Raw genomic sequence first — 22,721 nt, forward strand, 5'->3', positions numbered from 1 at the left:
AACCTTGGGAGTCGCTTACAAGTTCGTCGGTAGCTACGCCTATGTGGACTTGCACCACAGAACACGGACATGCCCGTCATACTCAAAAAAACAACAGCCAGACTTTACGTCCGGCTGCTGCTTCGCTCATCCCATTTTTTTAATACCTGAAGAAAGCTGGCGACAGGAAATCCTACTACATTGTAGTAGTCTCCTTCGATTCTGCGAATGAAACGCGCCGCCCTGCCCTGAATTCCGTAAGCTCCGGCTTTATCCATCGGTTCTCCCGTCTCAATATAGCATCTGATCTCATCTTCTGAAACAGGATAAAAGAAGACGGATGTCTCTTCGTAAAAAACATGTTTCTTTCCCCCGCAGATACACGCAACACCTGTATACACCTGATGTCTGCTTCCGCTGAGCATGCGGAGCATCCGGGCAGCATCATCCTTATTCTCAGGTTTTCCGAGTATACTGCCCTCCATGGCAACTACGGTATCAGCGCCTACAACCATACAGTCTCCGTCAACACGGCCAGCTATATCTTCCGCTTTTTGAAGAGCCAGCTCCATCACCGCATCTTTCGGTTCCTGCTTTGTGATCACTTCCTCTTTTGTGCTCGGGATCACCTCAAAATCGAGTCCTGCCTGCTTCAGTATCTCCCTGCGCCTCGGAGATGCGGATGCCAGTATTAATGTTTTCATTCTTTCTCCTCTTTTCTGATGGACTAAGCGGGCAAGCCCGCTTCATCTTCCCATTCTTTCTCTCTTTGAAGGACTTTGAAGCTTATTATAATGCAGCAGAGCCTGCTTGTCGACCGTTAAGCCTCTTTTATCATACCAAGGAAATACCGGTGGACGGTATTGTCTTCATCCAGTTCGGGATGAAAAGCCGTGACCAGCTGATTATCCTGTCTGGCAGCTGTGATCTTTCCTCCCGATAAGGCCAAAACCTTAACTCCATTTCCCGTCTCTTCAATATAGGGTGCGCGGATAAACGTCATGGGAATTTTTCCTTCTTCCCCAAACTGTTCTTCTGTTCGGAAACTTCCGAGCTGGCGTCCATAGGCATTTCTCCTGGCTGTGATATCCATCGTCGCAAGATAAGCGCTCTCCCCTTTTATCCTCTGAGCCATCAAAATCAGCCCGGCGCAGGTTCCAAAAGCCGGAAGCCCGTTTATGATCATATTTCTAATCTGATCGGCCATCTCAAGATCCCGCAGAAGCTTTCCCATGACCGTGCTCTCTCCTCCCGGAAGGATGATTCCGTCCATCTGGTTTTCTAAGTCTTTCTTCCTCCGTATTTCAAAACTCCGTACTCCCAGTCCTTCCAGCTTCCTGCGGTGTTCCGTAAATGCTCCCTGTAAAGCCAGTACTCCGATCCTCATTACCGGCCTCTTTCTGCCATCAAAAGCTGAATCTCATCTTCATTGATTCCCACCATGGCTTCTCCCAGATCTGTGGATAATTCAGCAAGTATCTTCGGGTCACGGAAATTCGTAACGGCCTTTACAATAGACTGTGCACGCTTTCTGGGATCACCCGATTTAAAAATACCGGAGCCAACGAAAACTCCTTCCGCCCCAAGCTGCATCATCAGAGCCGCATCCGCCGGAGTCGCCACCCCGCCCGCCGCAAAATTGACTACGGGAAGCCTGCCGTCTTCGTGCACTTTCAGTACCAATTCGTAAGGTACTCCAAGTTTTTTTGCCTCGTCGAATAATTCATCTTCCGACATAGAAGCAATCCTTCTGATGTCCCGGTTCATTTTCCGCATATGGCGCACAGCCTGGACAACATCTCCGGTTCCCGGCTCTCCTTTGGTCCGTATCATAGATGCACCTTCATTAATCCGCCGGAGCGCTTCGCCAAGATCTTTTGCCCCGCAGACGAACGGCACATGAAACTTCGTCTTATCAATGTGATATACATCGTCGGCCGGCGAGAGCACCTCGCTCTCATCAATATAGTCGATCTCAATCGCCTCCAGTATCTGTGCCTCCGCAAAATGCCCGATTCTAACTTTTGCCATCACGGGGATGGATACCGCTTCCTGAATCCCTCTGATCATTTTCGGATCGCTCATTCTGGACACGCCTCCGGCTGCACGGATGTCTGCCGGAATCCTTTCCAGTGCCATGACCGCACAGGCCCCGGCCTCCTCTGCTGTTTTTGCCTGCTCGGGAGTCGTCACGTCCATAATGACTCCTCCTTTTAACATCTGTGCCAACTGTTTATTTAACTGGTAACGCTCATTATTCATTGCTGAAATCCTCCAAATGCAAACTATTTAAATATGTTATTGTATCAGCCTGATATAGTAATTCATTATACAGTTTGCTGGTACTATATAAATATCCAGTTTTTATTTTTTTGACAGGGCCAGTTTTTAATATTATAATTGACCGCTATTCCAGTGCTCCCTTAACTTTCTTTTTGCGCCCGCAGAGCCTGGCTTCCGCATTGTTTACTTGATTTGCGTATGCAGAATTCGTCCATCGACAAAAAAGATATCTTCATTAATTATACGAAGATATCTTTTTACAGCTCTTTATTCTTTATTCGATTTTATTTTGTTAAAATAGGCTTTTGTCTCTGCGATAACGACCGGACTTAATGCCGCCAAAGCGATCAAGTTCGGAAGTGCCATCAGCGCGTTAAAGATATCTGCGATCTTCCATACTGCTTCCACCGTCATAAATGGTCCGATAAACACAGCCAGAATATATAGATACCGGTATCCCATAACGATCTTCATTCTGCCGTTTGTGAGGTATTCCAGACACCGTTCCCCGTAATAATTCCACCCGAGAATTGTGGTAAATGCGAAAAACACAAGGCAGAGCATCAAGATGAAGGATGGCACCACCGGTGGAAACGGCATTTCCATCTGGAACGCTTTTGTGGTAACTTCCACTCCCTCAAGCCCTACATTCCATGTACCGGAGATGACAATGCTGAGCCCGGTCATCGTACAGATCACAATTGTGTCGATAAATGTTCCTGTCATGGACACAAGTCCCTGGCGCACCGGCTCTTTTGTCTGGGCTGCAGCTGCCGCGATCGGCGCGCTGCCAAGGCCCGCCTCATTGGAAAAAATACCTCTTGCAATCCCGGACTGCATGGCAGCCAGCATCGTTCCGAGAGCTCCGCCTGCCATTGCCTTGACTCCGAATGCACTTTTTACCACAAGTGCGATCGCCGCAGGTACTTCCTGTATATTAAAAATGATGATACTCAGCGCAGCAAGAACGTAAGCCACCGCCATAAACGGCACGACTACCTGGGAAACAGCCGCGATCCTTTTGATCCCTCCGAGAACTACTGCCGCAACACAGAGCGTAATGATCACGCTGGCAACAAGCACCATATAGGAATAGTCTTTTCCGAACAGGGAGATCACATGGGCATTGTTTGGATCAAAGAAATTTTTGACTGCTCCTGAAATACCGTTCACCTGTGTGAATGTTCCGATTCCGAACAGGCCGACGCCCGCTCCGAAAAAAGCAAAAATCTTGGCCAGCGGCCTCCATTTGCGCCCCATACCATTTTCTATGTAATAGAACGGCCCGCCGAGCACGTGGCCCTTCTCATCGATGGTCCGGTATTTGATTGCCAAAAGGCCTTCCGCATATTTCGTGGCCATGCCGAAAAATGCCGCCAGGATCATCCAGAACAAAGCTCCCGGTCCCCCGGCACAAAGCGCCGTCGCTACTCCAACGATATTTCCGGTACCGATCGTTGCAGAAAGGGCCGTACAGAGAGCACCAAAACTGGTGACTTCCCCGGAGCCTCCCTCCTCATTTTTCACCATATATTTTAATGCTCTGGGGAGATGCCTGATCTGTAAAAGCCTCAGACGCATGGTGAGATAAATACCCACAGATAAAATGAGGACGATCAGCGGTATCCCCCAAACTACATCGTCAAGCCAGATAATAAAATTGTTCAATTGTGTCAGCATGTTTCCTTCTCCTCTTTCGTTTCCTGTATTCTTTTCATTAAAAATTCATGGAGAACTCTTTATGGAAGAACATAGTGGGCAAACCCACTTTAACTCTCCAGCACCTCAATCTTTGAGGGGCTTGCCCACTTTGCGTGCCAGATGCGATTTGACGTAGCCAAATAATTTTCTTACGCATCTGTGTACAACCCGCGGAGCGTTTTTATTTCACAGGGAAGGTCGTAGAACTTTCTTATGGAATAAAAAAAGCCAAACCCAAAGTTTGACTAAGAAAGAGTAAGCAAATATACAGTACACCGAAAACGTGCCGCACGATTATGTCTGCTCTGTCCTTTTGCCTGAGAGATAAACAGCTTGCGCTGCCGTACACCTTCGGCGCTCTTTCTTTGAGACTCTCCAGAGTGTATATAGTATCTATACATACGTTAAGATATTAACATACCTTGTTTTGCAAGGCAAGAAAATCTTACCTTGAATCCGTGAAAAAAATCCATTACCATTAGAAATAAAGAAAATCAGAAAGGAAACTCCCCGATGGAACACATGATACATGAAATAAAGCCAGTTTTTAACGACAAATCCAGAATCCTGATCTTAGGAAGCTTCCCCTCTGTAAAATCCAGAGAAGGGCAGTTTTTCTACCATCACCCTCAGAACCGCTTCTGGAAAGTGCTTGCCGCTTCGCTCTCCCAGCCTGTTCCCGCCACCGTAGAGGAGAAAACCCTCTTTCTCCTGTCCAATCACATAGCGGTCTGGGATGTAATCGCATCCTGCGACATCCGGGGTTCCAGCGACAGCTCAATCCGTAACGTGACCCCAAACGATCTGACCAATCTGCTTTCCCTTGCCCCCATCCGCAGCATTTACACCAACGGCGGAACTTCCCACAAGTTATTCTGTAAACACATTGAGTCTTCTCTCGGAAGATCTGCCGTCAAGCTTCCATCTACGAGTCCGGCCAATGCGACATGGACACTGGAACGTCTTGTCAGTGTGTGGGGACCCGCCATCCGCGAAGGTTTATTTCCCGGAAAACCGGACAGTAATCTGACAGACTTCTGACTTCGTCCCCACTCTCAGAGGAGGACCCCACACTCCTGCACCGGAGGTGACAACAGAATGCATGTTTCCGATCTTTTTATAACCACATGAGTTTTCCCACATCATGCCGGTCACAAGATTCCCCGGAAATATCTGACCGTCGTGGGTATGTCCGGACAGGTCCAGATCGGCGCCAGCCTCCGACAACTGTTTAAACTCTTTCGGCTCATGATCCATGACGATGACCGGTTTTGTCAGGTCGCAATCTTTCAGCAAATCTTTTGCTCCCCTGCGCAGTTCTCCTATTTTCCGTGCTTTTGAAGGATCTTTCCTGCCCGCCAGATAAAACGCCCCGTCAATCAGGATTGTCTTGTCATCCAAAAGTCTGATCCCCGACCGGGATAAAAATTCTTCCATCTGTCTGTCATTATCAGATGCTTTTTTTGTGCCGAACGTAAAGCCTCCGAGGATTTTTTCGCCTATATCGTGATTTCCCCAGCACGCATATGTACCGTAAGTACTCTGTATTTTCCCAAGCTCCTTCTCTATCTTTTCCGGATCTTTTACCGCCCTGTATTCATTGTCAAAAATGTCTCCCGCAATACAGACCAGATCAGGCTTCCCCTGATTAATCTGTTTTACAATCTTTTTCACCTGAGAAAGTCCGCTGTTATAGCCGAGATGCAGATCTGCAACTAAGGCGACTCTGAGCTCCTTTCTGCCTGCACAGGCTTTGTCCACCGTCACTACATAGTCAGTAGTATCAATATGTCTGGCATGGATACTGCCGTAAACCGTAAAAACCAAGACCGCTGCTAAAATCATCACTCCTGCCGCCGCCAATATACTCTGGTCTTTCTTCGGGATGAAAAGTCCGATCAGATCACCGGCCGCTGCCAAAAAAAGGGCACAGAAAAAAATTCCGATCCAGTAATTACTCAGGATTTTAAAAATCCTCTGAAGCCGCGACTGGGGCAGCACAAATGCGATCAAAAGGGAAAAACCCGTGATCCAGTACAGGATTCTGTAACAAAAACGAATCTTGTCCGGATGGATAATATGAATACATACGGTAAGCCAGCTAAAGCTCCGCTTATATAGATAATAATTCAGCGCCAGGTAAAACGGCGCCAATATCACTGCCAGCATACCTTTTCCTCAACTTTCTGCAATCTCTCTTATTGCCTCCACTGCCTTTTCTGTCTGTTCTCTTGTATTAAAGCTGGAAAAGCTGAACCGGACCATTCCCTGCTCCTTTGTCCCAAAGGCTTCGTGCATCAGCGGCGCACAGTGTCCTCCGGATCTTGTACAGATCCCGTATTCCTCTGTCAGCCAGCAGCTTACTTCTCCGGAACGCATCTCTTTTATATTCAGGCTCACAATCGGCGCCCTCTCCTCTTTTGTAAAATCACCATACAGAGTAACCCCCGGTATCTCACGGACGCCTTTATAAAACATATCGGCCAGGCACTGTTCTTTCTGCCGAAGCTTTTCCATGCCCTGTGACCTGATATAATCGATGCCGGCTCCCAGCCCGGCGATACCATGGCCGTTTAAAGTACCGGCTTCCAATCTCTCCGGCATCTGCTCCGGCTGTCCTCTGTCAAAGGTTTTGATCCCGCTGCCCCCTGTTTTTAAAGGGGCTATGAGAAGTCCCTGCCGCACTGCCATGCCTCCGGTTCCCTGGGGTCCAAGCAGACTTTTATGCCCTGTAAAACAAAAGACGTCCACATGGTCTTTGACAAGATCAACAGGAAAAACACCTGCGGTCTGTGCACCGTCCACGATCATCAGAATTCCCCTCTCATGAGCCAGTCTTCCGATCTCGCGGATGTCCGTCAGATTGCCGGTCAGATTCGACGCATGGGTGCAGACAACGGCTCTTGTGTTTTTCTGAAACAAGGACTCTATATCCTGGGCACTCACATTTCCCAGTTCATCACATCCCGCAGCGGAGAACTCCACTCCCTGCTGTTCCAGACGGTACAGAGGCCGCAGTACGCTGTTGTGTTCCAGCACGGTTGTCACCGCATGATCTCCTGGCCGGAGCAGTCCGCAGAGGACAGTGTTCAGACTCTCCGTTACATTGGATGTAAATACGATCTGAGAAGGCCCGCATCCAAACATATTTCCAAGCTTTTCCCTCACTTCGTATATAGTTCTGGAAGCATCCAAAGACGCACCATGAAGCCCTCTGGAGCTGTTTCCCATATGCCGGACGGCCTCCGCCACCGCAAGCGCCACGGATTCCGGGCGGTAATAGCTGGTGGCCGCACTGTCAAAATAAATCATAAATACCTCCCGGCTGCCTTTAAGGCTTAATGATCTGCGATGCCTGCATCATTGTCTCCGCAATCATATACATATTTGTCACCTCTCCCACGGCAAGCTGTTCTTCCAGACCGTAGTGGTTCAGACAGGTTCCGCAGGTAAGAATTTCAGTTCCGCCTTCCTCCAGAGTTTTTAAATCCTTTAATGCATCAGACCCCTGGCAGGAAAGCTTCGCGCCATTATTAAACAAGAGCATCCTGTCCGGCTTTTGGTCCAGCTGGGTCAGCGCAAAGACAAACCCTTTCATGAGCATCTTCCCAAGGACCTCATCTCCCTCTCCCATCTTATCTGAAGAAAGTACGACAACCGTGTCCCCTGTTCTTTCCCGAATATTATCAGTTCTTTTCCCGGTTTCTTCCGCAGTTTGTTCCTTGTCTGCAGTTCCCACTGTCATTCTTACTTCATACATGTTTTTGCCTGTCTCTCTGGACACAAAACCGTATTGCTTCTGCACTGCCAGCTTTGACAGGTTCTGGACTGCAACATCATTGTCTACGACCACCGTGACTGTTCCGCCTTCCGGTGTTTCTTCCAAAGCCTTCTTTGCCAGGATCACCGGCATTGGGCACTGTTTTCCGACAGCATCAATTCTTTTTTCCATCTTTCTTCCTTTCCCTTAGTAAACAAGAATCTTTTTCTCTCTCCGTTTTGTGATCCTGCCCACAGCGGCACACGGCAGGCCGAGTTTTTTTAACTTTCCCAGCGCGCTCTGTGCATCTTCCGGCCGAATGCCTGCCAGAAGCCCTCCTGAAGTCTGAGGATCAAACAGGATTTCCTCCATCCAGAACGGAACATCTGAAAACCACACATCACTTCCGACCGAATTTCTGTTTCTCTGTCCCGCCGCGGTCAGATAAAATTCATCTGCATACCGCGCCGCATCCTCAATATATGGGATTTGGGAAGAGTCGATTTCGGCCGTATACTGTTCTTCGATCATTTCGTCCAGATGTTTTAAAAACCCGAAGCCCGTTACATCTGTACAGCCATGGACCTCATATCCCGAAAGAATTTCTGCCGCATATTTATTCAATGTCGTCATAGAATTCACCGCCTGTTCATACGCCGCAGCGGAAGCCGCCTTCATCTGGTTCGCCGCCAGCACAATGCCGACCCCCAGAGGTTTTGTCAGCAGAAGGATATCCCCTTCCCTGACTCCGTTATTTGCATAGACTCTGCCGGGATGAATGGTCCCCATGACCGACAGGCCGTACTTTACATCCTCATCCGCAATAGAATGACCTCCCGCCAGCGTTCCTCCTGCTTCCTGGACCTTGGAATTCCCGCCGAGCAGGATTTCTCCCAAAATGTTTAAATCCATCTTTTCCGGAAAACACACGATATTCAGGGCAGTCTTCACCGTACCGCCCATGGCATAAATATCACTCAGTGCATTGGCAGCGGCGATCTGTCCGAATATATAAGGGTCCTCCACCATAGGCGGAAAAAAATCCAGTGTCTGCACCACGGCCAGATCATCGCTGAGTCTGTAAACCGCCGCATCATCCGCATGGTCAAACCCAATCAGCAGATTGTCATCCTTTTTCTTGGGGAGCCTGCTCAAAACGTGGTCTAACACCCCGGGGCCCAGTTTCGCCGTACAGCCGCCGCTTTTGCAAAACACAATATTCTCTTCACTCATAGAACTCTCCTTACAACAAAATCCGGTAAATTCCTTCCGTCTCAATGGACTGCCCGTTAAGAACTTCTTTCACCGCAGCCTCCTCTTCCGGCTCTGCGCACCAGGCCATTCCGCAGCCCGCCGTAATAGAGGGAGGAACCGCGATCAGCCTTCCTCCCACACCCCGCTGCCTGCAGTACTTCTCCATCGCCATGGCATTGGTAGTATTGGGAAACGCAACTACCAGCCTTAAGCTCTTTTCTCTCATAGAATAAACTCTTCCCCGGCCTTTGTGATCTCTCTGACGATGCCCTGATAAGCCCGTCCGTCATCACAGTTCAGATAATGCCTGGAGATCTTATACTCTCCGAATGCGTGCATCGGGAACACAGCTTTCGGATGAATCTCTTTCATGAAATAATTGATCCCTTTACAGTATTTATCCTCCTGTCTAGGATCAAGGAGAAGAAATGCCAGATCGATCTCTCTTCCTCTAAGGCGGGCCACTTCTTCTTTATAGGTCCGGATCATAAATTCATTGTCCTCCTCCGGTTCCCCGTTCCAGTACCACCAGTTTAAATCTCCTGCATGATAAATCGTCCTGCCCTCGGCAGTAACCAGGAATGCAACGCCTTCGTCATTGGACTTCAGCGTCTCGATCCGAACGGAACCGACCATCCGGTCTTCATGTTCTCTGATCTTTGTGATATTTTGAGAAGCTTTTGCCGGGATATCATCGGATAAAATATATCTTACATTCGGGTATTTCTCTTCCAGATCAAAAATCCTGCGGCAAAAATGGTCCGGATGGCTGTGGGAAGCAAACACATAAAGCTCTTTGTCTTTAGGTATCTCCGGAAATGCTCCTTTATAGTAGTCAAACAGCAAAACCGTCCGGTCAAGTTCCACACAAAAACCGCTGTGTTCAATAAATGTAACTTTCATTGCCTATTTACCTCCTGTCTCTAAAATCTTTTCTTTCAGACTCGGATCAAATGTCCCATTTTTGAGCATCTCGATCTCATATTTGTACGGAGGATAAGAATTTTTGGTCCCTTCCTCTTTAATATACGGAGTCTCCAAAATCTTCGGCACCTGTGTGAAATCTTCATGGTGCACAATGTAATTCAGTGCATTGAAACCGATCTCCCCAAAGCCGATGTTTTCATGCCTGTCTTTCGCCGCACCCCGGGGGTTTTTACTGTCATTAATGTGAAACACCGCAATCTGATCTTTTCCTACGGCCTTATCAAAGGAATCCATGACTCCCTCAAAATCACTGACAATATCAAGCCCGCTGTCGCTTGTGTGGCAGGTATCAAAGCATACTCTTAATTTGTCATTATATTTGACCCCGTCGTAGATGCGCTTCAGTTCGTCAAAATTCCTTCCGACTTCACTTCCCTTTCCGGCCATGGTCTCCAGGGCTATAAAAACCGGCGTATCCTTTGTCAGAACCACATTCAGTCCCTCTATGATCCTGGCAATGCCGGCCTCCTCTCCCGCGCCCACATGCGCTCCCGGATGAAGCACGAGGGTACTGCCGCCCATAGCGCAGGTCCGTTCAATCTCCAGGGCTAAAAACTCCACTGCCAGTTCAAATGTCTCCGGCTTTACCGTATTTCCGAGATTAATGATGTACGGTGCATGGACTACAAATGTTTCAATTCCTGACTCCTCCATCAGAGCTTTTGCTTCCTCAATCCTAAGCTCGCTTATATCCTTTCTCCTTGTGTTCTGCGGCGCACCTGTGTACACCATAAATGTATTGGCTCCATAAGACAATGCTTCTTTGACTGACCCAAGAAACATCTCCTTTCCTTTCATTCCCACATGTGATCCTATTAACATCTATTTTCATTCCTTTTCTATTATATTTGTAAAGCATCTCTTATTATAAATGAAACCCTCCGAAATGTAAAAGGCTTCATGTTCAGAAAAAAATACAAATTTTTATTTGCATTTCCATAAAATCCATGATATTATAACTGTGTTGTGCAGTCGTGGCGGAATTGGCATACGCGCTAGACTAAGGATCTAGTCCGGGCTAACTGGGTGCGGGTTCAAGTCCCGCCGACTGCATTCTTTTTATGTAAAAAGCTGCTGTACCATTGATTTTTCATCATCGGTACAGCAGTTTTTTTCTATATTTCCGTCTTAAATTTCACCGTTCCAGGCATGAACTAAAATTTCCTTTAATACCAAACCCGCGTCTGTGTCATTATATCCATAGTCTCTTTTTAAACTTTTCAGCATCCGTTTCATTTCATCTGCATATTTCTTTACGTCGACATCTTCCCGGGATAATCCGCTTTTCTTTCTTGCATTGAATAGACTGTTTCCTAAATTCATGACTCTTATACCTCCTTCTCATTTAGTATAAGACGATAGGAAAACGAATGCCACCAAAGATACTGTTCAATTCTTCACTTTTTCTCTTTTTATTCTATAATAGAAATCCGGCTTCCCGCTTTCAGTTCCGGCATCCTGCTCTTTTCCACACAGATGCTCCCCGGGAGGCATTCTCTGTCTTCGTGAAAGAATACTGTCAAATGCCCGAGTTTTCCAAGATTCTCTGCCGCAATGCTGCCGACTTCTGTAATCCTATATTCGTTTCCGTCAATGACCAGTCTGCTGCCCGGCTTTATTTCTCCCATGACAGGATTCACTTCGACAAAATAACAAAAGTCTTTAAGGCTTACAAGAGCCGGCTCACCGAATGTTATGAAAAATCCTTTTTTAGCAAATGCCGCCACATCACTTCCTGCAGCTTTCACTGTTGTATGGTAGATCATAATTTATCACCCTTTCTTTAGAGAAGCTCCCGCTCAATGCGTTCTCTTGCTTCCGGCGCCTGTTTCTCCATCTTTTCCGGAAACCCGAACATGGATACACATGCGATATTGTCTCCTCCGGCTTTCGGTGCATTTTCTTTCAGCTGTTTATTGGCAAAATCCATCTCTCTCAATGTCTCAAAGATTCCTTCAAAATCCACGTCTCCCTCGCCCATAGCCAAATGCTGGTGGATCGTCACATCGGCCCTTCCACGGCTGTTTAACCATGGCGGGTTGGCGATATAGCGGCAGTCCAGAGTCTGATTGAACGTATCTGCAAACAGTACATGGGTCAGTTCTTCTCCCGCATATTTTAACATTGATCTCACGTCACCTTTTCCCTCGTCATAGAAGAATCCGTGCGGAGAAGAATATACATATCCAAGGTTCGGAGATCGAAAGGATTTTACCAGATCACAGGTCTCATTATTCAGCTCACAGAAATCATACGGATGAGACTGGATCTCTACTCGGAGCCCTTCCCGTTCGATGATCGGAAGCAGTTCTTCGATAGACCGAAACCACATGCCGCTGCAGATCTCCTGCTGATTGGGATCACCGGAGAGTTCGGTGTTGATCACGGGCACGCCCATGTCCACGGCAATCTCGATCATCCGTTTCCAGTTGGCTACTGCTATCTTCCTCTGTTCTTCGGTCGGCCCGGACCAGCGGTACACCACGATAAAAGAGGAGATCTCCACTCCGGTTTCCCGGAGTGCCTTTCTGTATTCCGCCTCACATTCTTTGGAAAACAGAGGATGTTTATAAAACGGATTGATCCTCGGATGTGGAGACTGTTCAATGTATTTGTATCCCCAGTCTGCCACCTGATGTACCATCCGGTTAATATCCATCTGCTTTGCCAGCACATCCACGTCAAATGCTATTTTCATAGAGCAGCTACTCTCCTTTCCGACAACTTATAAACCTGTTTTTTGAGCAATGTATTTTCTTGCCTTCACTGCATATTCCAGCGGATTGGCAACGGCAGGGTCCTGCTCTGCCTCCACTACGACATATCCTTCGTATCCGCTCTTTTCGATGATGTCAAAGATTGGTGTGAAATCCACGTCTCCGTCTCCGGGAACAGTGAAGGTTCCTTTCCTGACTCCTTTTAAGAAGCTCCAGCTTTCTTTTTTTGACTGAGCCACCACATCAGAACGAAGGTCCTTCAGGTGGATATGTCTGGTTCTGTCAATGTACTTCTCAAGCACTTTCACCGGGTCCATCCCTGCAAAGGAGCAGTGTCCGCTGTCAAACAGCAGGTATACAAGCTCCGGATCAACTTCTGCCATAAACCGGTCGATCTCTTCTTCCGTCTGTACGACAGTTCCCATGTGATGATGGTAGGTCAGGATCATTCCCTTTTCTTTTGCAATTTTACCGAGTTTGTTCAGTCCCTGCACGAGAAGCTTCCACTCCTCATCGTTCATTACATATTTTCCTTCAAAGATCGGATGGTCCTTTCCCTGAGTGCTGTAACTCTGTTCGGACACTCCGATGACTTTTGCTCCCATTGCTTTCAGGAAATCGGTCTGTTCGATAAATTCTTTTTCTGTTTCTTCATATGGTTTGGAGATCAGGAAACTGGAAAACCAGCAGTTACAGATCTCAATCCCTCTTAAGTCCAGGGCTTTTTTCAGTTTGGTGACATCCTTCGGATATTTCCCTCCGACCTCAGACCCCGTAAATCCTGCCAAAGCCATTTCACTGACACACTGTTCAAAAGTATTTTCTTTTCCCAGATCCGGCATATCGTCATTGGTCCATCCGATCGGTGCGATTCCCAGTTTTACTTTCTTTTTATCCAGCATTTCTATCATTACCTTTCTTTATTTTTAAAGCTTCCCTGACAGCTCCCTCACGGTCAGCTCCGCTATCATTTCCTTGTACGTCTTGTCCAGCTTATAGCACAGGGCGATCAGCATCATCACGACCCATACAGCAATCGGTACATAAAGATAAGTCACCTTAATGACTGCAATGGCAGCCGGTGCCTGTTCTGCCGCTGTCTGTGCCATTCCGTTGTATCCCACAAAGGATAATGCCGCTCCTAAAACTGCGTTGGTGATACCCGCTCCAAACTTCTGTCCGAAACTCATGGAAGAGAACATAAGTCCCTCAATCCGTTTTCCAGTCTTCCACTGTCCGTACTCGATCGCATCGCTCGGCAGCGAATACTGCACACCATAGAACGGTGACATTCCGATACCACGGATAATGGATGAAAAGATTGCCAGCGGCACGCTTGTGATATTAAACAGGAAAACAATCTGGCCTGCAATGCCGAGAAGACATCCGGCTACGATCATATTTCTTTTCCCGTACTTCGGTATCAGCTTCGGCAGAAGAAGGATGACAAAGATCATCGGTACTTTCTCAGCCATGGATAACGGCATGACCAGGTTTACATCATTCAGCACATACTGACAGTAATAGGTGAGATCGATCCCAAGGATGATCTGATAGATCGTATAGAACAGCATAAGGCCCAGGGAGATCAGGAAATACCGATTCTTTGACATCAGCTTCAGCGCTGTGAATATCGGAAGTTTTTCCTCAGATTTTTCAGAAACCTTTACCCTTTCCTTACAGCAGCGGAATGTATTTAACAGAATGAGGACAGAGATGACCGAAAATACTGCTGTGACAATGATCCATGCCAGCTGGGTATTGTCGATCTTTACTGCCACCCAGTTGATGATCGGCAGTGTCAGTGCTGTGACCACCATACTTGCTGTGATGGATAAGGACATACGGATGTTGCTGATGGTTTCCCTCTCATGCTTATCACGGCTCATCAGGGAACCGAGTGTATGGAACGGCTGACTAATTCCGGTATACATTACGGTGTTAAGTAAGTTATATGTAATGAACACATAGGCTGCCTGCACTGTTTTTGTACCCTGCGGGACTGTCATCAGCAGTACCGCAGCAATGGCATAAGGGATGACCAGCCGCAAGATCCATACTCTGGACTTTCCGTACTTGGAATGAGTCCGGTCAATGATCGTTCCCATGATAACATCGGATACACCGTCAAATGCTCTGGACGCCAACATGATCATTCCTATGACTCCTGCTGAGAGTCCGATTACATTTGTATAGAAGTAAACCAGCAGAGTGTTCGCCAGAGTATATACAACCGTCAGCGCAGGATCGCCCACACAGTATGCCAGTTTTTCAGAAAGCTTTACCCTGGCAAACTCCCCTTCCAGCTCCTCAAAATTTTCTTCCACGTTCATAGTCATCTTTATTGCTTGTTCACTCATAGACATCTTTGTCCCCCTTATGCTTTATGCAAAGTATTTTGCTACAAAATCCCTTGTCACTTCAGCAGATTTCTTTACGTTCTCGTCATGGGACATTTCATAATACTCCGGACGGAATTCTTCAATAGTACATACTCCGTCAAATCCGATCTTCTTTAAGGCCGCTGCTATCCCCGCATGGTCTACCACGCCTTCTCCAGGCCACAGGCGTTTGTCATCGCCGCAGGAACCAAGAGGCAGGTCTTCACAGTCATTTAAATGATAAGCAAAAATTTTCTTTCCGTCTGCCGCTTCCAAATCTTCTAATTCAGAACACATCTCATGGAAATGGAACGTATCCACTGTAATGCCCACGTTGTCGCGGTCTGTGGCTTTCACTACATCATAAGCAGTTCCGAATTGGTTAATGGAACAGTTCGGCGCACCACAGAATTCCAGTGAAATTTTAATGTCTTCTCCGACTTTGTCTGATAAGTAGCGGAGGCGTTCCACTGCTTCTTCTTTGATCTCTGAAATACTCTTGTCTTTGACATCAAATGAAGGAACCGTGATCAGCATCTTCATGCCGATGGCTTTGCAGACTTCGATGATAAAATCTGTTTCTTCATCAATTTCTTGCACTCCTTTTTCGTCTCTCTGGTTAAAAAAGATCAAGGTATTGTAAGCCCAAGGTTTTAAATGGTGATTTTTAAACCAGTCAGCCAGTTCTTCCAGCGTGTGTTCTTTCAGATAATCCTTTATGCAGTCAAATCTGATCTCTATGTAATCAAATCCGTATTTTTCACAGGCTTCCAGATCAGCCATCAGAGACTGTCCTTTACATTCCAGTGCTGTTGCTTCATTAAATCCAATTTTCATATCTATTTCCTCCTGATTTATGTAATGATCCTATGGCAGATTCTCCGATTTATTTATAGAATTCAGGTTTTTCTGCTGTCACGATCGGTTCAATCTGTCCTGTCTCCTGTGCTTTTACCAATGCGTCTGCTGTCACAGCCGCCAGGTATCCGTCCCATGCAGTAGGTCCGCTGATCACTCCCTGCCCGGCACAGTCTACCCAGTTCTGGACTTCTGTGTCATATGCATCTTCAAATCTTACAAAGCAGTCCGTGTCGATGGCTGTTGAAACTGCTGCATTCTTCCTGATGCTCGGGTAAGAAGGCTCAGCCATCTTGATCGCACCGTCTTCACATACCACTTCGCAGTTGATGTCATATCCGAACTTGCAGTTGACGAATACTTCTACGTCGATGCAGATTCCTCTCTTTGTGCGGAGCAGCATGATCTGAGGATCTTTCAATTCTGAGTGGGAATATTTTGTCACTTTCGGCATGATCACCTGTGCACTCTCATATTCGTCGTCGACTAACCAGTGAAGTGTGTCGATCTCGTGGATTGCTGTGTCATGGACTGCCATCGGCGTATTATAATTGGTTCCCACTTCTGGATTCCTATGTGTGCAGTGAAGGATCAGCGGTTCACCATACTCTCCGGACTGGAGCGCCTCCTTTACCTGTACATATCCCTTATCATATCTTCTCATAAATCCAAGCTGGATCAGATGTTTTCCTGAAGCAGCTTCTGCATCCACAACCTTTTTGCAGTCCTCTGCCGTCGTTGCCAGCGGTTTTTCACAGAAAACACGTTTTCCCGCTTCAATAGCCTGAAGCAGAGAGTCTGTGTGGGCAAAACCCGGGGATACAATAAATACCGCGTCTACATCAGGATCATTAATCAGATCTTTTCCGTCTGTATAAACTTTTGCTCCTCCAGCCAGCGCTGCCGCCTCTTTTGCCCCTTCTTCAAATACATCGGAAACTGCTACAACTTTTGCTCCCTGGATCTTGTTTGTAAGACGTTTGATATGGTCTTTTCCCATTCCGCCGCATCCGATCACACCTACATTTAACATTACTCTACCTCCATGTGTTTGTTTATTGATTTGTTGTTTCATTTAAATTGTGAACTTATGATAACATTGCGTGCGCGTGCACACAATCAACAATTCGCACAATAATTCCAATTATTTTTTAGATAATTTAACTTAGACTGTCCTTTTTGCACAAAAAAATACAATATCGCAGTGCGATATTGTATTTATATTTATACATTCTGTACAAGCAGGAAACTTAAAATGATTATATTATGATTATATTTATATTATATTTTTGTAACAATCAAAGATTGGATCTTGTTTTAATTACAATATCTGTGTGCCAAAACTCTCCCTGTCTCGTTGGATTGCCACAGAGTGTGTGAAATAGTTCCATGACAGACTCATAACCCTGAACATAGGAATTCTGCCTCAGGATGAAATTAATGATTCCTTTTTTGAGATTTTCACGGTTTTCTCCCTCATAGTCATGGGCGATCACTTTGATCTTCTTTTCCAGCCTGTATTTTTTTAATGTATCGCAGACTCCGCTCTCCCCCTGCGCCGTGATATAGATGCCTGCCAGATCCGGAGTCTCTTCCAGCTGTTCTTCCAGGAGCTTCCCGGCAACCCAGTCGTCATCATATGCATATCTTGGCTCCAGGACCTTTAGACTTGAATAATGGTGCTCCAGTTCATCCAAAAACCCTCTTGTACGCTCCATAGTGGCTACATTTTCCTGAGAGCCGGACAAGATCATAACCTTCCCGTCTCCGGGGATAATCTCCCCCATGAGTCCTCCGGCCACTCTGCCGCTGGCATAGGAGTCCTGCCCGATGAAGCAGAGCCTCTTTGTATCCTCCAGGTCAGAGTTGATCGTAATGATTGAAATCCTGTCCTTTTCCACAAACTCATTGATCGTCTTTTTGAGCAGTTCATCGTCGGTGGGAACCAAAGCGATCCCCTTCACCCCGGCTTCCCTGAAATCTTTCATTGTCTTGAGCAGCTTCTTTACGTCCCCGCCGTGAATGCGCTCCACAAATACATGTCCTCCGAAGCGTTCGACTTCTTCCTTCGCGAATTCCGTGCCTTCCAGCACTGCCTTCATAAACGGAGTCTCTGCGTACTGAATGATAACTCCAATCTGAAGTGTGTGATTGGCGGTGGAAAGTGCCTTTGCCGCCATATTGGGCTGATATCCAAGTTCCTTTGCGATCCCTTTGATCCTTTCTGCCACTTCCGGCCGGATTCTTCCCCGGTTATTTAATGCCCGGTCCACCGTACCTCTGGATACCCCGGCCAGGTCTGCAATCTGCTGAATCGTAACTGCCATACTCTTTCTCCTCTCGCGTTCTCGTGCACGCATTGTTGACACCATTATATCATACTCTGCTGAATATTCAATAATCTCCAGCTTTCTCCCGCCATCGTTTGTCTTTAACGGCTGCTATGAAGCTATTTTAAATTTCTCTTCTCTTGCCTGGAAACAAAAAATATTATTAAAAAGGAGAAGTGCTCCGGCAAAATGAGCCGGTGCGCTTCTCCTTTTAACAAAATATAATTTGGAATACCTTTACTTGCAGTTAAAGATCTCAATATGACGTTTTACGTTGTCATAGACGCCTTTTACCATAGCTTCATTCATGTCAAAATAATTATGTTTTCCTTCAGTCCCTATGTATTTTTCTACTTCTTTTGTCAGGCTGTTAAAACTTGCCGTTGCAATGTTGACTTTGCAGATTCCAAGAGAGATAGCTTTTCTGAAGTCATCATCTGTAATTCCGCTTCCGCCGTGAAGTACCAAAGGTTTCTTGGTAATATTGCGGATTTCTTCTAAAACACCAAATTCCAGCGTCGGCGCCACCGGATAATCACCGTGTGCATTTCCTATGGCCACTGCCAGAGCATCTACACCGGTCTGTTCACAGAATATTTTTGCATCCTGCGGATTGGTACACTGAATCCCGTGATCACTCTTTCCATCTTCGCTTCCGCCTACAAGCCCTAATTCGGCCTCCACAGTTGCTCCATATTGAGCTGCCAGTTCCACTACTTCTTTTGTCTTTCTTATATTTTCTTCAAACGGATCTCTGGAAGCATCCAGCATGACAGAAGTAAATCCTAATTCCAGCGCTTTTTTTACAGTCTCCAGTGTAAGACCGTGATCTAAATGAACCGCCACATCCACCTTTGCTTCCTTTGCGGCCCGGACCATCATCGGGCCCATTAAGTGCAGGGGAGAATGTTCCAAACGCACTTCTGCGATTTGGAGGATGATCGATGTATTCATCTCTTCTGCGGCTTTGACGGCCCCTTTGACCATCTCCATATTTCCAACACTGAACGCGCCGCATCCTCTGTTTTCTTCTTTTGCCTGCTCCAGTAATTGTTTCATTTTCACTAATGCCATAATTGATACTTCCTTTCTCTTAATATCATTTCAACTGTAATTTTATCTGTGGTTCCAGCCCCTGTTTCCCGTTTTCCTGTTTTTCATTCTTAATTTCTTTTTCCAGCCTGGTTAAAAACAGAAATGCCGCTGCTGAAAATACAAAGCCGATTAAAAATGTCGTATTCACCGGATACTGCCCTGCCGCAATTAAGTTTGTAATGCATGGAGACAGTGCCGTCACGACGATAATCCCAAACATAACGATTCCATAATTCTGTCCGGAATGTCTCAGCCCGAAGATAGAGCTTACCAGGGAAGGAAAACTTCCCATAATCCCTCCGAAGCATCCATAGATCAGGATCACTGCCAGAGTTGTCAATATCTTCTGTCCCGTTATGAGAAACACCATAGCTGCCATAGAGAGCAGGATCACACCTTTGATGCACTGTATCCTGCCGATTTTATCTGAAAGAGATGGGAGCACCAGCCTCATCCCTGCATTCAATATGGAACCTGCCATGACCGAACCCACTGCGAGGGCTGCGCTGATGCCTCTGTCCGTCTGCAGTGTCTGTGATAACGGCGATGTGAGATAATATGCCATAAGTCCGCACATCATCGTGCATAGCAGGTAATAAAATTTTCTGGTCTTTACCATCTCTGCTGAGGTGTACTGACGTGTTTCCCCGTAAGATACCGGCATCTTCTCTTCTGCTGTTTCCTCTGGTTTCCTGATGAACAATGTTCCCAGAATCCATGAGACTCCAATCAGTAATCCCACGGCCAAAAATGCCAGTCGGGGACCTCCTGCCTCCAATAGTGTTTTGCTCACCGGTGCCATCAAAAGGCCGCAGATTCCGTTTGCCGTGATCACAACGCCGGATGCAAACCCTGTTCTTCCCGGAAACCACTTTTGAGCCGTTGAAAGGATCGGTGCGTAGATCATTCCAGACCCGATGCCCTGCATAACTCCAAATGTCAGATACATCCATATGGGTGATGGAAGAAGCATATATCTTGAAACAAGAACCCCTGCGGTCAGAATTCCTCCTCCGATGAACATGGCCGGTGTAGGCCCTTTTTTATCCTGAAGCCTGCCGCCTAAAATATTTCCCAGCACAAAAAACATAGTTGGAAGATAAAAACAGAAGGATACCTGACCGGTACTCCACCCGGCTGCTTTCATCACATATGGCTGATAAATAGACCAGACATGAGGATAACCGGTAAACAATATGGCAAAGGCTCCAAAAACCATCATTGTATTGCGTTTTTTGATGTTCATATTACACTCCCCAACCATCATGATTATATTTTGATTATGTTTTGATTATATTTTAAGTTGATTTTAGCATTATTATTGAGCATTGTCAATAATAATATCAACAATCTCTCATATAGTAATAAACAAAGAAATCGGGCAGGAAGGGAATGATTTCATTTTCCCTCCTGCCCGATCTCTCATTTATATATCATTTTCCTTAAAAGCTTTTATTAGCCTGTGCCAGGGTTGTTTATAGGTGTATCCTCTCGTTCCACAAAATCAATTTACTCAGTTGAGTCTGCTTTACCATTATATCAAAAAACGATCTTGCAGATATCTCCCGTAAAATTATCGTTCAGCTTTTCAATTATCTGATTTAGGTTCAACTCTGCCATGTTATCACTTTCATTCCGGGAACTGTTCACCCGCAAGATACATCGTGTTTCTTGCGTTTCCACTCTTCTTTAAGATGTTCTTTTTTACAAGGCTTCCAAGAATAACTCTTGCTCGTCTATCTTTTACCAAAAGCAGCTCGGCCACTTGTGAAGTCGTACAGCTGCCATTGCTTTTTACAAATCCGACTATTGCAATTTCTTGATCCGGCATTCTGGCAGTGCCGGATTGTGCCGGATTTCCGAATTGTGCCGAATCCTCTTTCATCATTTCCAAATTGGTATTTGGGGCGGCTTTCCGATACATATTCACCCGGAAGTCTCCATCAAAATCAAAAAACTCCGGCTCAGGCAAGCCATATTCATTGCATTCCCGAATGATACGAGGAATGCCGCTGCCCCATTTTTCAATAATCTTCATGTAGGAAAATGCATTGGCAATAGCTCTGTTTCTAATCTTAGAATAGCCTTCCTTCATCTTGGCAATGGAAACACCGTTCAGCAGCATACCGGGAGAAGTGACCTCCAGCCGGTCATCGAACAAAGCGATTTGAATATTGCCCGATTCCAAGTAGCTGCGGTGGGCAACAGAATTTGCGATCAACTCACGCACACTGTCCAAAGGCAGTTCGTAAACATCCTGCCGGTACATTCCTTGGATTTTCATACCACGGTTGATTTTCTCCTGCACGTACTGGAACGCTGCTTCCATCTGATCCTGAATGGAGCCTTCAAACTCTCGGCGGTCTACAAAATACGCTCTGTCAGTTCCCTTGAAAACAGCACATTGAATAATTGGCTGCTCATGTGCCTGCCCTGTCAGCAGCGCATAGGCATTGGTCGGAACAGCTGCCCCATCCTTTTCTATCAAAACGCCCCAAGAAATCAGAACGTTTTGCGTAAGGTCTTTGACCTCTGCCTTCTCTGCATCAGTCAGAGTGTTTCGCAGCGCCATTGCTTTCATATTAGAACACAGAATGGCAATGTCCTCAGAAGTGACAGCTAGTCCTTCACAGGGTTCGCAGTCATAATAACGGTTCTGGCCTTCCAGAATCAGCTCCTGCACCTGATAACGTTCTGCATGACGTGTCGTACCGCTCACCCGGACATACGTCCCATCCAAAAGACCTTGGCTCTTGATATAGTAAGGACGCGTCATACCGGACATGATTTCCACTTCAATAACGGATTTCCCATCAACTTCCTGCACACCGATACTGGGTATGATTTTCGGTTCACAGCTGTCAAAAATGGCATTGGTGATGGCATCCATTTTTTGAAAAACCTCTTCTTTTGAAAAACCGGTGACTTTCCAAGTGTTGTTTTCCACACCAAAGATCAGCTTGCCGCCTCTGCCGTTGGCAAAGGCCACAACAGTCTTCATATACCTTTCGCTTTTTACCGGGATTTCTTCTTTGAATTCCACATTGTCGGATTCACCGGCAAAAATCTCTTCTGCTGTCATTGGTCACACCTCCTGTTCTATTCAAAGTATTATACTCAAATTTTAGAAATAAAACTGTGCAAAATGTCTATAAATCCGTCCCACCCAAGGGCAATAGTAATAATTGAGCTAAGCAAACCAATTAGTGTAAGAGAATTCCACTTCCAAAACATAAGAATGGATTCAAAATACTCTTTTTTTCTTGTTCAATCACCCTGTCTAAATTGCCAACATGCCTTCTAAGAGCATCATCACACAAGCCTGGCAATTGACCTATTCGCTCTCGAATCATTATACTGTCAAGCTGGTTTACCA

23 protein-coding genes, 1 tRNA gene and 1 riboswitch are annotated in these 22,721 nt (G+C 46.2%); of the genes, 2 read left to right on the top strand and 22 right to left on the bottom strand.

Features of this window, described 5'->3' with window-relative positions; genetic code table 11:
• Positions 1 to 104: 104 nt before the first annotated feature.
• From QGT46_RS00215 to QGT46_RS00230, 4 genes are all read right to left on the bottom strand, one after another.
• Positions 105 to 683: a Maf family protein gene (locus tag QGT46_RS00215; protein WP_024728191.1), complete on the bottom strand. Its 579-nt coding sequence runs from the start codon at positions 681 to 683 to the stop codon at positions 105 to 107.
• Between the two features lie 116 nt (positions 684 to 799).
• The gene (gene pdxT, locus QGT46_RS00220) at positions 800 to 1,366 is read right to left on the bottom strand and encodes a pyridoxal 5'-phosphate synthase glutaminase subunit PdxT (RefSeq protein ID WP_148458874.1); all 567 of its coding nucleotides are present in this window, start codon (positions 1,364 to 1,366) and stop codon (positions 800 to 802) included.
• Positions 1,366 to 2,241, bottom strand: coding sequence for a pyridoxal 5'-phosphate synthase lyase subunit PdxS (gene pdxS / locus QGT46_RS00225; protein ID WP_024728193.1), 876 nt, complete (start codon positions 2,239 to 2,241; stop codon positions 1,366 to 1,368). The genes pdxT and pdxS overlap by 1 nt, the downstream gene beginning before the upstream one ends.
• A gap of 288 nt (positions 2,242 to 2,529) precedes the next feature.
• Positions 2,530 to 3,942, bottom strand: coding sequence for an alanine/glycine:cation symporter family protein (locus QGT46_RS00230; RefSeq protein WP_095142875.1), 1,413 nt, complete (start codon positions 3,940 to 3,942; stop codon positions 2,530 to 2,532).
• Positions 3,943 to 4,258: 316 nt separating this feature from the next.
• Positions 4,259 to 4,352: riboswitch (glycine riboswitch) on the bottom strand.
• A gap of 124 nt (positions 4,353 to 4,476) precedes the next feature.
• On the opposite strand from QGT46_RS00230, the gene QGT46_RS00235 reads away from it, so the two are divergent.
• On the top strand, positions 4,477 to 5,004 hold the full coding sequence (locus QGT46_RS00235) for a DNA-deoxyinosine glycosylase (protein ID WP_301589017.1): 528 nt from the start codon (positions 4,477 to 4,479) through the stop codon (positions 5,002 to 5,004).
• Here QGT46_RS00235 and QGT46_RS00240 read toward each other — a convergent pair.
• The 7 genes from QGT46_RS00240 to QGT46_RS00270 are packed head-to-tail and all read right to left on the bottom strand — an operon-like array spanning position 4,963 to position 10,786.
• The gene (locus QGT46_RS00240) at positions 4,963 to 6,132 is read right to left on the bottom strand and encodes a metallophosphoesterase (protein ID WP_301589019.1); all 1,170 of its coding nucleotides are present in this window, start codon (positions 6,130 to 6,132) and stop codon (positions 4,963 to 4,965) included. The genes QGT46_RS00235 and QGT46_RS00240 overlap by 42 nt on opposite strands.
• 9 nt (positions 6,133 to 6,141) lie before the next feature.
• Entirely contained in the window at positions 6,142 to 7,275 is a 1,134-nt protein-coding gene (locus QGT46_RS00245; protein WP_301589021.1) for an aminotransferase class V-fold PLP-dependent enzyme, read from the bottom strand.
• Positions 7,276 to 7,294: 19 nt separating this feature from the next.
• Complete coding sequence (yedF, locus tag QGT46_RS00250) at positions 7,295 to 7,915, bottom strand: sulfurtransferase-like selenium metabolism protein YedF (RefSeq protein ID WP_301589023.1); 621 nt, start codon at positions 7,913 to 7,915, stop codon at positions 7,295 to 7,297.
• A gap of 15 nt (positions 7,916 to 7,930) precedes the next feature.
• On the bottom strand, positions 7,931 to 8,956 hold the full coding sequence (gene selD / locus QGT46_RS00255) for a selenide, water dikinase SelD (protein ID WP_301589025.1): 1,026 nt from the start codon (positions 8,954 to 8,956) through the stop codon (positions 7,931 to 7,933).
• Between the two features lie 10 nt (positions 8,957 to 8,966).
• Positions 8,967 to 9,203, bottom strand: a complete 237-nt coding sequence (locus QGT46_RS00260) for a DUF3343 domain-containing protein (RefSeq protein ID WP_024728198.1) — start codon at positions 9,201 to 9,203, stop codon at positions 8,967 to 8,969.
• Positions 9,200 to 9,880, bottom strand: a complete 681-nt coding sequence (locus QGT46_RS00265; RefSeq protein ID WP_024728199.1) for an MBL fold metallo-hydrolase — start codon at positions 9,878 to 9,880, stop codon at positions 9,200 to 9,202. The genes QGT46_RS00260 and QGT46_RS00265 overlap by 4 nt, the downstream gene beginning before the upstream one ends.
• A gap of 3 nt (positions 9,881 to 9,883) precedes the next feature.
• A complete protein-coding gene (locus QGT46_RS00270) occupies positions 9,884 to 10,786 on the bottom strand; it encodes a deoxyribonuclease IV (protein ID WP_301589028.1) in 903 nt (300 codons plus the stop codon).
• Between the two features lie 146 nt (positions 10,787 to 10,932).
• Between QGT46_RS00270 and QGT46_RS00275 the strand changes: the two genes are divergently transcribed.
• A tRNA-Leu gene (locus QGT46_RS00275) sits at positions 10,933 to 11,017 on the top strand.
• Between the two features lie 75 nt (positions 11,018 to 11,092).
• On the opposite strand, the gene QGT46_RS00280 is transcribed toward QGT46_RS00275, so the two are convergent.
• The 11 genes from QGT46_RS00280 to QGT46_RS00330 all read right to left on the bottom strand — a co-directional run bounded on the left by QGT46_RS00280 (position 11,093) and on the right by QGT46_RS00330 (position 22,427).
• Positions 11,093 to 11,287: a hypothetical protein gene (locus QGT46_RS00280; RefSeq protein ID WP_301589030.1), complete on the bottom strand. Its 195-nt coding sequence runs from the start codon at positions 11,285 to 11,287 to the stop codon at positions 11,093 to 11,095.
• 89 nt (positions 11,288 to 11,376) lie between these two features.
• Positions 11,377 to 11,730 (bottom strand): PTS glucitol/sorbitol transporter subunit IIA, encoded by a 354-nt coding sequence (locus QGT46_RS00285; RefSeq protein WP_024728201.1) that lies wholly within the window; start codon positions 11,728 to 11,730, stop codon positions 11,377 to 11,379.
• Between the two features lie 17 nt (positions 11,731 to 11,747).
• Positions 11,748 to 12,662 carry a sugar phosphate isomerase/epimerase family protein gene (locus QGT46_RS00290; protein ID WP_024728202.1) on the bottom strand — a complete coding sequence of 305 codons (915 nt, stop codon included), beginning with the start codon at positions 12,660 to 12,662 and terminating at the stop codon, positions 11,748 to 11,750.
• Between the two features lie 27 nt (positions 12,663 to 12,689).
• Positions 12,690 to 13,583 (bottom strand): myo-inosose-2 dehydratase, encoded by an 894-nt coding sequence (iolE, locus tag QGT46_RS00295; RefSeq protein ID WP_301589267.1) that lies wholly within the window; start codon positions 13,581 to 13,583, stop codon positions 12,690 to 12,692.
• A 24-nt stretch (positions 13,584 to 13,607) separates the two neighbouring features.
• A complete protein-coding gene (locus tag QGT46_RS00300) occupies positions 13,608 to 15,041 on the bottom strand; it encodes an MFS transporter (RefSeq protein WP_301589033.1) in 1,434 nt (477 codons plus the stop codon).
• A 24-nt stretch (positions 15,042 to 15,065) separates the two neighbouring features.
• Positions 15,066 to 15,899, bottom strand: coding sequence for a sugar phosphate isomerase/epimerase family protein (locus QGT46_RS00305; RefSeq protein ID WP_024728205.1), 834 nt, complete (start codon positions 15,897 to 15,899; stop codon positions 15,066 to 15,068).
• A gap of 49 nt (positions 15,900 to 15,948) precedes the next feature.
• Positions 15,949 to 16,953 (bottom strand): Gfo/Idh/MocA family oxidoreductase, encoded by a 1,005-nt coding sequence (locus QGT46_RS00310; protein WP_148458879.1) that lies wholly within the window; start codon positions 16,951 to 16,953, stop codon positions 15,949 to 15,951.
• A gap of 265 nt (positions 16,954 to 17,218) precedes the next feature.
• Positions 17,219 to 18,247 (bottom strand): LacI family DNA-binding transcriptional regulator, encoded by a 1,029-nt coding sequence (locus QGT46_RS00315; protein WP_148458880.1) that lies wholly within the window; start codon positions 18,245 to 18,247, stop codon positions 17,219 to 17,221.
• A 240-nt stretch (positions 18,248 to 18,487) separates the two neighbouring features.
• Positions 18,488 to 19,324 (bottom strand): class II fructose-bisphosphate aldolase, encoded by an 837-nt coding sequence (locus QGT46_RS00320; RefSeq protein ID WP_148458881.1) that lies wholly within the window; start codon positions 19,322 to 19,324, stop codon positions 18,488 to 18,490.
• Between the two features lie 25 nt (positions 19,325 to 19,349).
• The gene (locus QGT46_RS00325; protein ID WP_148458882.1) at positions 19,350 to 20,591 is read right to left on the bottom strand and encodes an MFS transporter; all 1,242 of its coding nucleotides are present in this window, start codon (positions 20,589 to 20,591) and stop codon (positions 19,350 to 19,352) included.
• A gap of 384 nt (positions 20,592 to 20,975) precedes the next feature.
• Positions 20,976 to 22,427: an ATP-binding protein gene (locus QGT46_RS00330; RefSeq protein WP_148458883.1), complete on the bottom strand. Its 1,452-nt coding sequence runs from the start codon at positions 22,425 to 22,427 to the stop codon at positions 20,976 to 20,978.
• Positions 22,428 to 22,721: the final 294 nt, after the last annotated feature.

The organism is Anaerostipes faecis (genome assembly GCF_910574135.1).
GTDB lineage: Bacteria > Bacillota > Clostridia > Lachnospirales > Lachnospiraceae > Anaerostipes > Anaerostipes hominis.

Bases quoted from the DNA above. Each gene is read 5' to 3' on its own strand.
- QGT46_RS00215 (WP_024728191.1), bottom strand. From the start codon at position 683: ATGAAAACATTAATACTGGCATCCGCATCTCCGAGGCGCAGGGAGATA.
- pdxT (WP_148458874.1), bottom strand. From the start codon at position 1,366: ATGAGGATCGGAGTACTGGCTTTACAGGGAGCATTTACGGAACACCGC.
- pdxS (WP_024728193.1), bottom strand. From the start codon at position 2,241: ATGAATAATGAGCGTTACCAGTTAAATAAACAGTTGGCACAGATGTTA.
- QGT46_RS00230 (WP_095142875.1), bottom strand. From the start codon at position 3,942: ATGCTGACACAATTGAACAATTTTATTATCTGGCTTGACGATGTAGTT.
- QGT46_RS00235 (WP_301589017.1), top strand. From the start codon at position 4,477: ATGGAACACATGATACATGAAATAAAGCCAGTTTTTAACGACAAATCC.
- QGT46_RS00240 (WP_301589019.1), bottom strand. From the start codon at position 6,132: ATGCTGGCAGTGATATTGGCGCCGTTTTACCTGGCGCTGAATTATTAT.
- QGT46_RS00245 (WP_301589021.1), bottom strand. From the start codon at position 7,275: ATGATTTATTTTGACAGTGCGGCCACCAGCTATTACCGCCCGGAATCC.
- yedF (WP_301589023.1), bottom strand. From the start codon at position 7,915: ATGGAAAAAAGAATTGATGCTGTCGGAAAACAGTGCCCAATGCCGGTG.
- selD (WP_301589025.1), bottom strand. From the start codon at position 8,956: ATGAGTGAAGAGAATATTGTGTTTTGCAAAAGCGGCGGCTGTACGGCG.
- QGT46_RS00260 (WP_024728198.1), bottom strand. From the start codon at position 9,203: ATGAGAGAAAAGAGCTTAAGGCTGGTAGTTGCGTTTCCCAATACTACC.
- QGT46_RS00265 (WP_024728199.1), bottom strand. From the start codon at position 9,880: ATGAAAGTTACATTTATTGAACACAGCGGTTTTTGTGTGGAACTTGAC.
- QGT46_RS00270 (WP_301589028.1), bottom strand. From the start codon at position 10,786: ATGTTAATAGGATCACATGTGGGAATGAAAGGAAAGGAGATGTTTCTT.
- QGT46_RS00280 (WP_301589030.1), bottom strand. From the start codon at position 11,287: ATGAATTTAGGAAACAGTCTATTCAATGCAAGAAAGAAAAGCGGATTA.
- QGT46_RS00285 (WP_024728201.1), bottom strand. From the start codon at position 11,730: ATGATCTACCATACAACAGTGAAAGCTGCAGGAAGTGATGTGGCGGCA.
- QGT46_RS00290 (WP_024728202.1), bottom strand. From the start codon at position 12,662: ATGAAAATAGCATTTGACGTGGATGTGCTGGCAAAGCAGATGGATATT.
- iolE (WP_301589267.1), bottom strand. From the start codon at position 13,583: ATGCTGGATAAAAAGAAAGTAAAACTGGGAATCGCACCGATCGGATGG.
- QGT46_RS00300 (WP_301589033.1), bottom strand. From the start codon at position 15,041: ATGAGTGAACAAGCAATAAAGATGACTATGAACGTGGAAGAAAATTTT.
- QGT46_RS00305 (WP_024728205.1), bottom strand. From the start codon at position 15,899: ATGAAAATTGGATTTAATGAAGCAACAGCACTGGAATGTAAAGGACAG.
- QGT46_RS00310 (WP_148458879.1), bottom strand. From the start codon at position 16,953: ATGTTAAATGTAGGTGTGATCGGATGCGGCGGAATGGGAAAAGACCAT.
- QGT46_RS00315 (WP_148458880.1), bottom strand. From the start codon at position 18,247: ATGGCAGTTACGATTCAGCAGATTGCAGACCTGGCCGGGGTATCCAGA.
- QGT46_RS00320 (WP_148458881.1), bottom strand. From the start codon at position 19,324: ATGGCATTAGTGAAAATGAAACAATTACTGGAGCAGGCAAAAGAAGAA.
- QGT46_RS00325 (WP_148458882.1), bottom strand. From the start codon at position 20,591: ATGAACATCAAAAAACGCAATACAATGATGGTTTTTGGAGCCTTTGCC.
- QGT46_RS00330 (WP_148458883.1), bottom strand. From the start codon at position 22,427: ATGACAGCAGAAGAGATTTTTGCCGGTGAATCCGACAATGTGGAATTC.